This window comes from Xenorhabdus innexi (assembly GCF_002632485.1).
Taxonomy (GTDB): Bacteria; Pseudomonadota; Gammaproteobacteria; order Enterobacterales; family Enterobacteriaceae; genus Xenorhabdus; species Xenorhabdus innexi.
In genome coordinates, this window is sequence record NZ_NIBU01000037.1 from 1 (window position 1) to 15090 (window position 15090).

General features: G+C 42.0%; 13 protein-coding genes. 4 read left to right on the forward strand and 9 right to left on the reverse strand.

Going from position 1 to position 15090, the window contains the following annotated elements:
• On the reverse strand, window positions 1-1515 hold a 1515-nt coding region (locus Xinn_RS13630), incomplete at its 3' end, for a S8 family serine peptidase (RefSeq protein ID WP_153043408.1).
• Window positions 1516-2301: 786 nt separating this feature from the next.
• Here Xinn_RS13630 and Xinn_RS13635 point away from each other — a divergent pair.
• Both Xinn_RS13635 and Xinn_RS13640 read left to right on the forward strand, forming a co-directional pair.
• Complete coding sequence (locus tag Xinn_RS13635; RefSeq protein WP_086953116.1) at window positions 2302-2769, forward strand: N-acetyltransferase; 468 nt, start codon at window positions 2302-2304, stop codon at window positions 2767-2769.
• A gap of 35 nt (window positions 2770-2804) precedes the next feature.
• Entirely contained in the window at window positions 2805-3419 is a 615-nt protein-coding gene (locus Xinn_RS13640) for a pyridoxamine 5'-phosphate oxidase family protein (RefSeq protein ID WP_422645992.1), read from the forward strand.
• A 31-nt stretch (window positions 3420-3450) separates the two neighbouring features.
• Here the strand turns inward: Xinn_RS13640 and Xinn_RS13645 are convergent, their stop codons facing one another.
• Window positions 3451-4248 carry a helix-turn-helix transcriptional regulator gene (locus tag Xinn_RS13645; protein ID WP_086953118.1) on the reverse strand — a complete coding sequence of 266 codons (798 nt, stop codon included), beginning with the start codon at window positions 4246-4248 and terminating at the stop codon, window positions 3451-3453.
• A gap of 107 nt (window positions 4249-4355) precedes the next feature.
• Between Xinn_RS13645 and Xinn_RS13650 the strand changes: the two genes are divergently transcribed.
• Window positions 4356-5747 carry an MFS transporter gene (locus Xinn_RS13650; protein ID WP_086953119.1) on the forward strand — a complete coding sequence of 464 codons (1392 nt, stop codon included), beginning with the start codon at window positions 4356-4358 and terminating at the stop codon, window positions 5745-5747.
• A gap of 83 nt (window positions 5748-5830) precedes the next feature.
• Here Xinn_RS13650 and Xinn_RS13655 read toward each other — a convergent pair whose 3' ends face one another.
• The 4 genes from Xinn_RS13655 to Xinn_RS13670 all read right to left on the reverse strand — a co-directional run bounded on the left by Xinn_RS13655 (window position 5831) and on the right by Xinn_RS13670 (window position 10943).
• Window positions 5831-7483: a bifunctional aspartate transaminase/aspartate 4-decarboxylase gene (locus Xinn_RS13655; protein WP_086953120.1), complete on the reverse strand. Its 1653-nt coding sequence runs from the start codon at window positions 7481-7483 to the stop codon at window positions 5831-5833.
• 33 nt (window positions 7484-7516) lie between these two features.
• Window positions 7517-9208 carry an aspartate-alanine antiporter gene (gene aspT / locus Xinn_RS13660; protein WP_099137669.1) on the reverse strand — a complete coding sequence of 564 codons (1692 nt, stop codon included), beginning with the start codon at window positions 9206-9208 and terminating at the stop codon, window positions 7517-7519.
• Between the two features lie 231 nt (window positions 9209-9439).
• Window positions 9440-10036: an NADPH-dependent FMN reductase gene (locus Xinn_RS13665; RefSeq protein ID WP_086953121.1), complete on the reverse strand. Its 597-nt coding sequence runs from the start codon at window positions 10034-10036 to the stop codon at window positions 9440-9442.
• A 19-nt stretch (window positions 10037-10055) separates the two neighbouring features.
• Complete coding sequence (locus Xinn_RS13670; protein ID WP_086953122.1) at window positions 10056-10943, reverse strand: EamA family transporter; 888 nt, start codon at window positions 10941-10943, stop codon at window positions 10056-10058.
• Window positions 10944-11166: 223 nt separating this feature from the next.
• On the opposite strand from Xinn_RS13670, the gene Xinn_RS13675 reads away from it, so the two are divergent.
• Window positions 11167-11658: a MarR family winged helix-turn-helix transcriptional regulator gene (locus Xinn_RS13675; RefSeq protein WP_086953123.1), complete on the forward strand. Its 492-nt coding sequence runs from the start codon at window positions 11167-11169 to the stop codon at window positions 11656-11658.
• A gap of 153 nt (window positions 11659-11811) precedes the next feature.
• Here Xinn_RS13675 and Xinn_RS13680 read toward each other — a convergent pair whose 3' ends face one another.
• From Xinn_RS13680 to Xinn_RS13690, 3 genes are all read right to left on the reverse strand, one after another.
• Entirely contained in the window at window positions 11812-13971 is a 2160-nt protein-coding gene (locus tag Xinn_RS13680) for a TonB-dependent receptor domain-containing protein (protein ID WP_086953124.1), read from the reverse strand.
• Between the two features lie 124 nt (window positions 13972-14095).
• On the reverse strand, window positions 14096-14509 hold the full coding sequence (locus Xinn_RS13685) for a DUF2946 domain-containing protein (protein WP_086953125.1): 414 nt from the start codon (window positions 14507-14509) through the stop codon (window positions 14096-14098).
• An 82-nt stretch (window positions 14510-14591) separates the two neighbouring features.
• Window positions 14592-15068 (reverse strand): ankyrin repeat domain-containing protein, encoded by a 477-nt coding sequence (locus tag Xinn_RS13690; RefSeq protein WP_099137670.1) that lies wholly within the window; start codon window positions 15066-15068, stop codon window positions 14592-14594.
• Between the last annotated feature and the right edge of the window lie 22 nt (window positions 15069-15090).

Sequence of the window (15090 nt, forward strand, 5' to 3'; positions counted from 1 at the left end):
GATACCACCACTGACTTGCAACTGACCTTGTTCAACCAATGTCGGGCCTTTATAGATGCTATTTTTACCTGTCAGTTCCAGCATACCGCGACCAGTTTTCGTTAACCCGCCGTGGCCTGAAATGTCATTGCTCCAGAAATCATACGCACATTCGATAGTGTCGCATACGCGTTCTACCGTTGTGCCTTTTTCAACGATACCGCCAATACCGGTGATATTTGCAACGAACTGAGTATCGGTGTAGGAGCCGGGAATATAGAACTCCGCAGGAATATCTTTCTCAGTAATAAACATTTTCGGGCCATCAATGGCATCTTTCAGGTTCAGCATGCCCCAGCCAAAGTATTTATCGATCCCCTTTTCACCCAAATCTGTCGCGGTGGTTTTAAGCACATCAGAAATCTGGGCTGCGGTCATATAAGGGAAACGTTGCATCAGGACAGCCGCAGCTCCCACTACATGTGGTGCGGCCATAGATGTGCCGGTATAGGTATCATAGGTAGAATCAATCTCAAGATCGCCTTTATTCAGGGCCTCTTCGTTTATTGAGCCACCTGTTTTTGAAACAAAAGAACCGGTACTACTATAAATTCTTGTACCTGGCGCAGATAAACAATAACTGGCGGTATACCCACAACTGGTTGATGACAGAGCAAGAACCTTTTCTTGAGTCACGTTGGCGACACTGAGGAAGTTCTTCAGGACATCAGGGAAGAAAAACGGCATACCGGCATGTAACCAGGTAACGTTATAGTTATTGGCATTTCCCGCCGCAAAAACAACTAACTTGTCATGTCTCGCAGCACGTAATAAGCCCGCGGTTCTGGTTGTATAATCATCTAACTCTGGGATGGGGGCGCGGCTTAACTGATCTAATTTTTCTTTAATCGGTTCAACATATTTTATGACATCGTTTAGTGTCACTTCATTATATTTAACTGTTCCATTTGGCCAGCGTATGGGGTTGCCCAATTCATCTTTTTCATAGCCAGGTCGAACACCCCAACTGTTATTGATCACTCTGGCATTACTTTGGATCATTGCTTCTGTACGGTTGAATTCATTCTGCAAATATTTACCGGTAATCAGGCCCGCATCAAATGCAACACCGTGCATTCCTTCGCCGTCTCGATTTGCTGCAATCGTGCCTGATACATGGTTGCCGTGAGCACCGAATTCAATGAAATAACCCCAAAGAATTTTGTCATAGTTGACCGGATCTTCAGGACTTAATCTTTTCAGTTTTGCTGCGAATTCAGCATGAGGAGTCACGGCTTCATCCAGAACCCCCACATTAATGCCTTTCCCGGTATAGCCACGGGCATAGGCATAATGTGCACCAATCGCGTTTAATCCCCATTGACGTTTAAACTCTTCTGATAACCAGCTATCAGGAGAATTTAACTGCCCCTGCTCTTGATACCCGTTATCCGCGATTGAAGCGGTAGCAGGTAAAAGTCCACACAATAGTGTTACCCACAAAACAATAGGTTTTACGGAATTGTTTTTTTTCATAGAAATAGGCCTATTTTCCATATAGTGGAGTATTCCGAATTACTATTTAATAAATAACAACTCAGAAGCCTCTTATAATAAAAAGATATTTTTAGTTATATAACTGGCAGCAGAAGCCTATTCCGCAACAAATACTCATTGCGTAAATAATTCTTGAAATAAGAGTTAATATGAAAATTATTAATATCAAAAGAACGCCAGTGATTCATATCAAATAATATTTCACATACAAACGCAAGATCTAATTTAACTTAAATAAAACATATTATTAACAAAATATTAATTATTAATTACTTTATAAATCAAAGGCATATTTTATATTTTCCATTATTTTACATTTATATACAATCATTTTTTATTATGAGTTAACCAAAAAAAATACTTCGAGATGATTTTGTTTTTTGTTTTTTATTTATTTGAAAAACATTCAATTCAATTAAAGTAATAATAATTTTTATTGTTGGGATGATTATTTTTCAAATATTAACCGGAGTAATTAATTAATCACAAAAGGATGTGTTATTTTTATTTTTGGGTCTTTAGTTATGAATACACAAAAAGTCTACTGTTAAAAAAGGTTAATATAGATAATTAATCCGGATACAAATCTCATTCATGATTTTATCAATCCAACAAGAGGTTAGTGTACGAGAGAATATAAAGAAAATGAGTTATCTAAAATTTTTTATCGATCTTATAACATTCTTGAAGCAAAATATCGTATTACAACTATCTGTAATTTCATTAAGAAGTTAATTCTATAAAAAATCTTAGGGATATATAAAAATGATCAGGAAATTTATAAAAACGGATATGGAGGATGTTCTGGTAATTTGGCTGGAAGCTTCCATTAAAGCGCACCATTTCGTTGCGGCTGATTTTTGGCAATCTCAGGTTGAAAATATGAGGAATATCTATATTCCGGCATCTGAAGTCTATGTCTATACTCAAAACCAAAAGGCCATCGGTTTTTATGCATTACATAATGATATATTAGCGGCAATTTTTGTGTCACCGGATAGTCAGGGGCAGGGAGTTGGTAAGACATTACTCACGGATGCTAAAAGTCGCAGAGCTGAACTTACCTTATCCGTCTATCAGGAAAATAAAAGTAGTTATCATTTTTATTTGTCACAAGGGTTTTATGTAGCAGAAGAAAATAAAGATGAGACGACAGGGCATCCTGAGTATGTGATGCGTTTTCGTAATGAGTTATACCTGTCGTTTTCTCACATTCAAAAATATAAAACATAAACTGATTACGGGTAGATACGAGGAGAAACTCCATAATGGATAACATTGTTACTGATATTACTACGCTTGAACAAATTTACGGAAAACCGTCGGGCGCTTCTGTATTTAAAGAAACTGACCATATTCATCCGGCTTATCGGCCATTTATTGAAGCAGCACCATTTGCAATGTTGGCAACTGCGGGTAAAGACGGGCTGGATGCTTCTCCACGTGGAGATCAACCGGGTTTTATTCACATTGAAGATAAAAAAACGTTAATCTTACCTGACCGGCGGGGAAATAACCGTATTGATAGTTTACGCAATATTCTGCATGACAACCGTGTTGCACTATTGCTGTTAATTCCGGGGATTGGTGAAACACTGCGTATCAATGGTCGGGCAGAAATTCTGGTTACTCCGTCAATATTAGAACGTTTTGCCCATCGTAACGCTTTACCACAGTCTGTATTGCGGATTACAGTCGATGCCGTTTTCTTCCAATGCAGCCGTGCCATTATGCGTTCAGGTTTATGGGATGCTTCAACCCAGATTGATCGTAGTGCTTTACCCAGTCCGGGTTATGTTCTCAAGGCATTGAGCAAAAGCGAGTTTGATGACGTTGAGTATGATGCTCAATTACCCCAGCGGCTTAAAGACAATTTGTACTAATTTTTATTGAGGCGCCGGAACTTCCTGCTTTTTAGATTGAAGAGGGTGCCAATTTTGCATAAACAATTAAACGTAGATATTTTTCTAAATCAATGGTCATTGAGGTGTATTCAAAAGGAATAATTTGTTGATTAATTCTCAATGACCGTAATCCGTTACAGGGTTCATAAATTTCATGCCGATGCCACATTTCATAGAAATCAGGGGAGATTTTAAGTAATTTATTCACCAGCTCCTGCACATAACTATCTTTTGAAGCTATGGCATAATCACGCCTGAAACTGGCGAGCATCTTATAAGCATCCTGTTGCCAGTCTGGCAATAATTCACGGTAATAACTATTGGTAAACAGCAGCCATAATAAATTGCGTTGTTCATCTTTTACCTGACTGAAATGAAAATACTCATCAGCCTGCTGGTTAAATGCCAACACATCCCAATACAAATTTAATACGTAAGTTAAATGAGGAGATAAATCCTCCATCAGCCGTTGGATAAGAGGAGAAATAAAACTTCGTGTCTGGCTGGTTGTAATAGGTTCACGCATATGAGCCAATAAATACAGATGGCGTCGTTCTGCTGAATTCAGTTTAAAAACGCCGGCAAGATTATCCAAAAAAGTGGCGGAAACTCCAATCTCCCGTCCTTGTTCTAACCACGTATACCATGTCAGGCCAACTCCAGCTAAAGCGGCGACTTCTTCACGTCTTAAGCCTGATGTTCTACGTCGGCCAATATGCGGTAGCCCGACAGATTCAGGGCTGATACTTTCTCTTTTTGTACGTAAAAAATTAGCCAGTTCAGTACGAGTTCTTTTTAATTTTGACATTTATCTCAATCCCATTGCTTTTAGTAATAGTATAACTGGTTAAATTGTAACAGGATAATATGAGAACTAAACTCCTCTTAATTCCAAATAACGAGAGGGTTCCTATTATGACTAAAAGGGATTATTTAGCCCTGTCAGTACTATTATTAGCTGGATTTGTAACGATTTTTGATTTGTTTGTTGTCAATATTGCCGTTACCAATATTCAGACTCACTTACAGGCAAGTATATTTCAGGTTACGCTTGTTATTGTGACCTATGAGATTGGGTTCGGTTTATTGCTGATTACCGGTGGGCGTTTAGGCGATCTGTTTGGCAGAAGGCGGTTATTTCAGTTAGGTATTCTGGCTTTTACATTGACATCATTACTTTGTGGTTTAGCACCAACCGCGAATACGTTAATTATCGCTCGTTTCTTACAAGGGCTTTCCGCCGCACTATTGTTTCCACAAGTCTATGCCTGCATTCGTGTTAACTTTGAGGGCGACAATGCACGCAGGGCATTTGGGTTACTGGGTATGACTTTAGGTCTTGCAGCCATCGTAGGGCAAACCTTAGGTGGATGGATGATATCCGCCAATATCTGGGATTTACAGTGGCGATCTATTTTTCTTGTTAATATCCCTGTTGGAATACTGGCACTGATTTTTGCTGGTTATATTCCTGAAAGTAAAGCAAAAGAAAAAACAGAATTAGACTGGGGAGGAGTAGCACTTTCTGGTATTGGTATTTTTGCGTTGTTGTCACCACTTTTAGTTGGCCCTGTATTGGGATGGCCAGCATGGTGCTGGCTATTACTTTTCTTATCGTTGGTGACACTGTCACAATTTGTGCGGCATGAAAAGCGTTATGTCTATCAGGGGAAAACACCATTATTCAATTTCGAGTTACTGAAAAACAAACAGTTCCGCTTGGGCTGCTTATTGGTTCTGTGTGTCTATTCCACATCCAGCTCATTTTTTCTTGTTTTTGCTTTATTTTTACAAAGTGGTCTGGGCCTGACTCCCATTGATGCCGGATTCATTTTTGCACCTGCCAGTATAGGATTTGTTTTATCTTCGCTCAGTGCTCCTTACTGGATTAAACGATTCGGGAATACCGCTATTGTGGCGGGATCACTGTTGTATTTTGTCTCATTTGTTGTGTTGACTGTCGCTATTTCCCGGCTACAGATTAATTCTAACTTACTGTTAATTATTCCGATTGTGACCATTTTGGGGTATGGGCAGGGGTTTGTGATGACGCCATTACTTAACGTCGTTCTGGCTTTTGTTAATATCAGATTTGCGGGAATGGCTGCGGGTATTGTTTCGACATTACAGCAAGTTGGCGCTGCCTTTGGGGTCGCTATAGTCAGTATTCTGGTTCAATGGAAATTAGATATTGCAGGTATTTCCGCTTTTATTGGGTATCAAAACGCGTTAGTCAGTGGGTTATTCTATAACGCCGCCGCTGCTTTTGTTGCATTTTGGCTGTTACGAGTGTTGAATCGGGCATGACTTGTTCGGGAAAAGACATTAACTTACCTTGAGCAAAACTCTGAAAAAATAGAGTGCAAATGTTGCACTCTATTTGATGACATTTAATAACTATCTATTTTAGAACGATCACGTTTATTCACTTTGCTCGAGGAGATACTTGGTTTGTGCTTTCCCTTTTTTGTGAAAATCACAAAATATTCCTCAAGTAATTTTTTCAGTGCCTTGCCGATAGTGGCATATTCATACTCGTTAAGGTTGGCCAGTGATATTCTGCCTGCTGGTTTCAGTGTGCCGAAACCTGAACCCGGCAGCATGACGATGCCTGTGTCCTCGGCGATTTTAAACAGGAACTGGGTTGAGTCGATCGTGCTTTTCACCCATGTTGCGAAGGCACTACCATAAAGGCTGCGGGATATCTCCTCCAGATCAAGCAGCGTATAGTAATCAACGGATTCTTCATTATCGGGCTGAACAATGCCTAGTTCACGATACAGCACTGCCTGACGCCGACGGATAATCTTCGTAACAGAGGATTTATAGCCATTATCGCTATCCATCAGGGAAAACAAGGCAAACAATACCATTTGGATTTGTTGAGGCGTAGATAATCCAGCAGTATGATTCAGCGCCACGCTGCGGCTGTCTGCAACAACTCTGTCAAGGAAGCGCAGGGCACTGACATCCGGAGTGAGAGACTGATAACGCTTATTCAGCCGCTTTTTCTCACTGGCAGGTAATGTAGCCAGTTTTTGCTCGAGAATATTATTACGGTGCAAAGCAATCACTCCGAGGCGCCATCCGGTTGCGCCAAAATATTTGGAGAATGAGTAAACCAGAATAGTATTCTGCGGACAGGTGGCGAAGAGGGATTTAAAATCATTAGCGAAAGTGCCATAAACATCATCAGTAAGAATAATCAGATCAGGCCGTTGACGGACAATATCTGCCAGTTTTGCCAAACCCTGTTTATCTATTTTGACTGAAGCCGGATTACTGGGGTTAACACAAAAGAATATTTTAACCGCAGGGTCTAACAATTTCTCCAGTTCACTGTCTGGGTACTGCCAGCGGTTTTTCGGCGATGCATGCACCATCACAGTATCAAGCTGAAAATCTTCAAGCTGCGGGATCTCGATATAAGGTGTAAAGATAGGGGAACCTATCGCCACTTTGTCGCCGACTTCCACTAACCCATTATTGCGCAAGCTATTGAACAGATAAGTCATTGCCGCCGTGCCACCCTCAACCGCAAAAAGTTCTACATCTTGTGCTGAAACCTGACCGCCTACCATCTCTTTTACAATATATTCCCGGGTGATCTGCTCACTAATCCGCTGCATACGCGGAGGCTCCGGATAGTTAGCACCGAGAATTCCCTCGACCATTTCATGCAGGAACTGAGAAGCTGATAAGCCAAGTTGATCACGAACGTAACTGACGGCTCTGGCAAGAAAAGCGATGCCGGGTTGTTCGTGATTTTCTGACAGAAATTCATCAAAGCGTGCCTCAATACCCTCAATCCGGGGTAAACCTCCGATATCATGCGGCAAATAGGAATAGGATAGCTCGGCTTCTGCAGTGGCAAATAGCCCTAAACGCCAGAATGCCCGACGCGGCAGGGTTGCCAGAAAGTTGGGATTACCACGTCCGGCATTGAGCATCAAACGTCCGGATTTGCTGGAAGCCAGCTGGATCAAGGCATCTTTAAGTTCAAAAGGACTGAGAGCAGCATACTTATCCTGTTGTTTAGACATGTAATTTACTCCACTTGTAAAGGTTACATTGGCTTACGCTATAGCAACAATGAGTGGGCCTAATAAAGTCAGGAATACGTTGGCTAAACCGTACGTCACAGCAAAAGATGCTGTTGGTATGGCATTACCAGCTTTATTGAGAACCTCACCAAAAGCGGGGTTGGCACTACGGGTTCCCGACAAGGCTCCGGCAAAAATGGCGGCATTGTTGTAGCGTAGGAGATAGCGTCCGATCAACAGCGTAATCATCAACGGTACAACTGTGACCACCACACCAATAAGAAAAATGGAGATCCCGCTTGAACGAATGGTTTCAACTGCTTGCAAACCAGATTGAAGCCCTACGACAGCCACAAAACCGGCCAGCCCCAAATCACGAAGAATAGCAGAGGCACCACGAGGTATATTTCCACTCAAAGGTTTACGCGACTGGTACCAGCCAAAAAGCAAACCGGATAGCAGTGCACCACCGCCACTACCCAGCGTAAGCGGTACTGAGCCGATACGCACTATCAGCAGGCCAATCAGCAAACCAACTGCAATACCAAGGCAGTGAAAAAGCAAGTCAGTTTTAATGCTTTTCACCAGTGAGGCTCCGGCCAGTGATATCGCGCGTTGAATATCCTGTTCGCTGCCGAAAAGAGTCACCACGTCATTATGTTTTATGACTGTTTCATCAGAAACGGGCAGAATATTTTCTCCGCGCTTTACACTGATAACATAGATGCCGTGCCGTATATCGGCAGCCATCTGATTGCGGAGGTCAACAAGGCGCTTATTAATAAAAGCCGGGTTCACCATCAGGACTTCACTGGTCTTCATAACCATCGATGGACCATGCTCTGTCAGGATTTCCTTACCCAGATACTGAGCCAGAGCGACAATACCTTCCCGGCGGCCGACCAGCAGCAGAATATCGTTCTCCATCAACTGAAGATCTGCCGTAACATGAATTTCTTCTCCTCCACGTTTGAGTCTTTCCAGCGTAACGGGGAATTGAGGGGAAGCCAGTGCTTCCAGTTCAGCAACACGTTTATTTTTCACAGGCCCGGCTTCATAGAGACGACCAACAATATCCGGTAGTGCAGGCGTCTGATCTGCTGCTAATAAAGGCGCTCCTTTGAGTAAATCCAGTTCAGCTTTCATCGCATCTTCCCGAATGGAACGTCTCATTATTTTCGGCAGAATATTGACGCAAATAATGATGGTGCCAAGGGAACCGAAAATGTAAGTCACCGCGTAACCAACGGCAACATTGCCTTGCATTTGCTGTATCTGCGCCGGAGCGAGATCAAGCTTGGCAATGGCTGCACCGGCAGTGCCAATGATAGCGGATTGTGTGAGTGCGCCTGCGGCGATGCCCGCAGCAGTGCCTTGATCAAGAGAGAAAAGTTTAGCCATGATGAACAGTGTCAGCAGGGCGCTTACTGCCAGTACCAAAGAGAGTGCGACTTCACGTAGTGTCTGACGACCCAGCGAGGAGAAAAATTTAGGGCCACTATCAAAGCCGACAGCATAAATAAACAGAGCAAATAAGACATTCTTAATTCCGTCGCCGATAGTGACACCAACCTGACTTATCAATACGGCGACGACCAGTGCACCGGCTACACCCCCCAGTTGGAATGCACCCAGTTTGAACCTCCCCAACCATGTGCCACCAGCCAAAGCGAGAAAAAGTGCAATTTCAGGAGAAAGGCTAAAAAGTTCATGTAACCAAGCCATTAAATTAGCTCCTTTGTTTTCTTGAATAGAAATTAGCAATGGATTGCAAAATGACTGGCTTTTAATGTGATAAACGAAACAATTTAAGCCGCACCATTAAATTTAGCACATTTGGTACAGGATGAGTTTTAATCGAATGGTGTTACAAGATAGTGGTGTTATAAGACAGAAATTAAATAAGAGGCTTCCACCTCTTATTCAATCCTTAGGAGAATCGACTGGTGTTTATATTTACATTCCGTACTGATAATTTTTATTTTCCTCACCGATAGTATCACGCACATGCTTCAGTGCTTCGGCATAAGATTGAAGTAATTTCAGTGTATAGTGAACCCGACTTTCGAATGCAGTATCATTACAGACCAACTCAGGCGTAATTAAATCACCAGCCTGACGGAAGATTAAATGATCAGGAAGGAAACAGACATGGTTATTTTTAAAACCCGTCATTCGCAGTTCAGAAAGGGGATAAACTCCGTTCGGGCCACTGGAAACACTGGTTAATAATGCAGGTTTATGCCCCAATTCGGTCACAGAACAATATAACAAGAAATTTTTCAGTGCTGGTGGCACCATTCCATGCCATTCGGGAGAGATAAAAATAAAAGCTTCACTATCTCTTAAATGATGAGCAATTGCCTGCCACGGATGTGATTCCGCTGAGATATCGGTTGTATAACCGTCATGAAGAGGAAGCTCAACATGGCATAACTCAAGAAACTTGGTATCAGTAAACCCATATTCAATACTCAATTTCTGTAAATAACGGGCTACACGCTGACTGTTGGAATTCTGACGCTGACTACCAGAAATTAAGGTTAACTTCATGCTGTATTCCTTTTTATTCTTAATTTGCATTTTTCAAATTGTAGGGTTGTGAAACTGTTGGGATCTTATTTCTGGGTATAGAAACCCAGACAGCAATAATAATGATGCAGGCTCCGACAAATTGGAGCACAGAAAATGTTTGCTCCAGAAAAATAAAACCCAGTATGCAAGCCGATAATGCGCTCATAAATCCTAAAAAAGATATTGTGACGACGGGTAATTTTTCAATCCCCCGAAACCAGACAATGTAAGAAAATACTGCCCCCATCAGACATAAATAGCTATAGCCGACGATATTGACTAATGTAATCTGAGACGGTATTCCCTCAGTTAAAATAGCCACAGGCAATAGCATCAATCCACCTAACATTAATTGCCAGCCAGTGAAGCTGAGTAGTGATAAATTAGTCGGTCGGTTCCAATATTTTGTTAAAACAACACCTAATGCCATGCAACCGCATCCCATAAAACCAGCAATAATTCCCTGCCAGTTTAAATGAGTATCTGCATTTGTCACGAGTAGGGCAATTCCTATCACTCCAAGAATTGCTGAAGTAATATGCATTTTAGTCAGCGGGGTTTTGAGCAGAAAAGTGCTCAGCAGAATAATAAAAATAGGTTGGCAGGCCATAATCAAAGCGGCTGTTCCGCCGGGAAGGTACCATGCTGCCATAAAGAGGAAATAAAAAAAGGCACCGATATTTAACAACCCCAGAATAGCCAAGCGTAACCACCAGACTCCCTTAGGAAAAGTACGGCAAATTAATAATAATAAAATTCCGGCTGGCAGTGCTCTGAGAGTGGCGGCCAGTAAGGGAGTATTAGGAGGTAACATTTCAGTAGTAACAACATAAGTGCTTCCCCATATAACTGGTGCTAATGCGGTAAACATAAGATTACGGAGCATTATAATTTCCTGTGTGGTTTTTCTTTGTTTATGGTTTTATCCATCGTTTTTCAATTTGCTGCTTTATTTGGCTGCAACTTGAAATCCATAGGTGGCAGATGCCAAAAAAACAGCCTTGAATTTCATCTTGAAAAGTATCTTTACATAAAGATAAATTAAAGTAATAGCCTATGCAAATTTTATCAAGTATCTTTTCACAAAAATAAATGAATAGGGAAAAACCATGAAGTACGATCACGTTGACCGTTTACTTATACAGTGGGAGCAGCAACGTCCAGATCTTGATCCATCACCGATGGGTGTTATCGGGCGTTTAAACCGGGTGAATAAAATTATTGAACAAAGATTACAGGCTACATTCAAAACATTTGACCTGAGCGCTATTGAGTTTGATATTCTTGCAACACTGCGTCGTTATGACACGCCAATCACACCAACCGAAATGTATCAGTCAGTTATGTTAACTTCAGGCGCGATGAGTACCCGTATTGAACATATGGTACAGCGTGGATTGGTTGAACGAGCAGCTAATGATAAAGATCGGCGCAGTTGTAAAGTCTCTTTAACTTCAGAGGGAAAGGAGCTGATTGATAAAGCTGTTGAAAGTCATTTGGAAAACGAAAGAGGAATTCTCAGCGCATTATCGCATGAACAACAAGAGCAGTTGGCTATGCTATTACGGCATTGGTTGTTAACGAATGAATCAGATATTTAAGATTAGTCCGATAATTTTTCTTTTTTTAGAATAATCTTTTATAAAAGATATTTCTTAATGTTAAGTGAAAATAACTTTAGTAAAAAGTTCATTAAGAAATGAAAAGAGACTTTGCCCCGACAGGATTCAGGGCAAAGTCCGGGAGGTCAGAAATTAGAATTTCACGTTAAATCTAGCCCAATAAGTACGGCCCGGCTCATTAATAGATGTGTTGGCAGAATAACCAAACCCACTGTCTCCTGCCCGATTTAAGTGTTCGCTATAAGTTTTATTAAAAATATTATCAACACCAGCACTTACCTGAATATTTTTAGTCACCTTATAGGCGGCATTCGCAGAAAGAACGGCAAAACCTGCGCTGCGGTCGAAATCTTTTCCGACCACATTTCCTTCATTAATTGCAATCCGGTTCTGGCTGCTAACCAGTCGCAATAAACTGTTAGCACTCCAGTCTCCCTGTTTCCAGCCTAAACCAAAGCGAGCTTCCAGTGGTGGAGTTTGTGGTAATGGGCGATTGTCTGAATTATTTCTTGCCCAGGAATAAGCCAGACTTGCATCTGTTTTCCAATTTTCACTCAGGTGATAGCCAACGCCCATTTCTCCACCAAAGATAGTGGCTTCTATGTTACTGACATTATCGACTTTTTTATTTTTGTCAGAATAATGGAACAGAATAAAATCATCGATTTTACCGGCATAAGCTGAAACCCAGCCTTGTAGGTTATGGTCGTTATAATGCGCACCAATGTCTAACTGGGTTGTTTTCTCTGTTTTCAGTTGATTGAAAACGCGGCCCTTTGACCAGAATAACTCCCAAAAATCAGGGAAGCGTTCAGTATAACCGACACCAGCATAGAACATTACCGGAACCTCTTTCAGGTTATGCTCATAACGAACAAAACCGGCCGGTAACGTATCGGTTCGTTCTTCCCGATTTTTCTGCTCTTCCCGAGGATATTTATCCACCAGCACACGGTCTAATCGGATACCGCCAATGACCTTACTTTGTGCATTAATATCACCGGTCAGCTCACTAAAAATCCCGAAATCGCGGAAACGGGCATCTTTTTGTGATTGATTACGGTGAGTATTTGCCTGCATATCCATACCGCTTTGCAGTTTGAAATCCTCCCAAACCCATGTGCCCATCATGCGTCCGCCAAAAGTTTGGCGATCCAGCTGATGAGCCATTTTCATGCCGCTACCATGACCACCATGACCACCATGACCACCATGACCACCATGACCACCATGACTATTGTGTCCGCCATGGCTCATATGACCACTGTTCATATGATGGCTGCCGTGCGCCATATGGCTGTCACCCTGTCCCATTTTCATTGCAGAAGGAGAAGGGCGGGATAAATTATCCATGACATGAGTCGTGGAGTTGTAATAAAAATTAGTCTCGAACTTGTCAAATACATCGCCGATATTGTATTTCTCAAAACGCATACCCAAACTCTCACGTTTGAATTTAGAACCATCCATTGATCTACCGGCATAACGGGCGTTGCCATCTCCCTGTCCGGCATTTAACTCCAGCAGAGTATCTTCATCAGGTGTCCAACCTAATGCAACATCGGTATTCCATTTACTCCAATGGGAAGGAACACGATATCCGTCACCATCTTTATAATCATTAGAGCGGGATTTGTTACCGATAAGGCGCATATAACCATACTGATTGCCGAAACTCAGGTCAGCATTACCATCCCAGCGTCCATTAGATCCGGCGACTGTACTGATATTACCTTTAGCATCCGGTTCTGAAAATTGCGGGCGGGAGCGTTCAAAACGAATCGTTCCCGCTGAATTTCCCGGTCCCCAAAGGACAGTCTGAGGCCCTTTAACCAAACTCAATACATCGTAACTTTCAGGCGAAATATAAGAGCTGGGTGCATCCATCCGTGATGGACAGGAACCCATAACTTCGCCATCGTCAATCAGCATACGTAAACGCGAGCCAAACATTCCACGAAATACAGGATCACCATTGGTTCCGCCATTACGAACCTGAGAAAAGCCGGGGATAGTTTTCAGATAATCCGAGCCATCGCTGGCGGGTACAGGCTGACGAGGCGTTTTAAGTGAGGAAAAAATATTAAGGGGTGACGTGGCCGGAGCAGTTACCGTGATCACTGATTCATGCTCATAAGTTGCATTTCCATGAACGGTATTTTCACGCACTGAGTGTGAGTCTTTTGTTTCTTCAACGCGCTCTTTTGTTGCAGCCAGACTATTTGGAATGAAGAGTGCAATAGCTAAAGCGGTAGCCAGAGGCGATACGCGAAACAATTGTGTAGCAGACATGAAAAATATTCCTTAATTAATCACAAATCCTGTTTTTGAATTTGCTTAAAAAAATAGCGACTTGCCCTGTCAAAATGATTTCAGGCAAGGAAAACAGATGTTTTATTTCATTCAGATAAGCAGATTAATTAAGGGGTGGTGCGCGCGGTTGTGAATCACCATAGAACAACCGGATAACCGGACCAGAAAAACGGGAGGCTGGTGGAGCACGGGAAATCATCAGGGTCAACAAAATGAAAGGAATAAACGACCCTGACAATAACGGCAGGTTAATCAATAGCTGGCAATAGCCACAGGCAATATCATCCATCAACCCCATATGAACATGGTCAATACCATGATGATTCATACTATCTGATTGATGATGATTGTTTTGCATATCAGGCATTGGCATACCATGACATGCTTCACTTTTCATACCACCGCGATGATGTTCCAGTGTTTTTGATACCACAGGAGCAATGAACAGCATCAGAATTGCCAATAAAGCAATCAGGGCTGGTGTTCGGCGCTGTGATAGATGAAAAAGTGATAACAAACTATTGATCCAGATCAATACTAACGATTGGGCGCCAATCTTACTGTATTTTTACTGATTTTGTTAAAGAATTTTTCGCTGATTAATCAGCGTTAGCACTTTCCAATAGTTTAATGATGTCTTTATATCCACGATTACGAGCATGTGTAAGCGCTGTAACCCCGTTTTTATCCGGTATGTTCACATCAGCGCCACCCTTGATAAGCCGATTAATGATATCGACATAAACAGAAGAACCATTACCTAATACGACAGCCTCCATTAATGCCGTCCACCCTAACTTGTTAATATGATTTGGGTTAACACCAGCATCCAGCAGAATTTGTACGGTTTCAGGATATCCTTTCTCTGCTGCGGGGATCAGTGCTGTTCCTCCGTAGCGGTTGGTATCCTTCAGGTTGGCTCCATGATGTAAGGTTGAAATGAGAATTTCATTATAGCCCTGTGCTCCGGCAAGCAAATAGGGAGTATCGAGTAGTGTATCTTTTGCATTAACATCAGCACCGGATTGGATTAGAAAAATAGCAATTTCAGTATAGTTATGCTGTGTAGCCAGCATGAGCGGGGTGCGTAATTGCCCG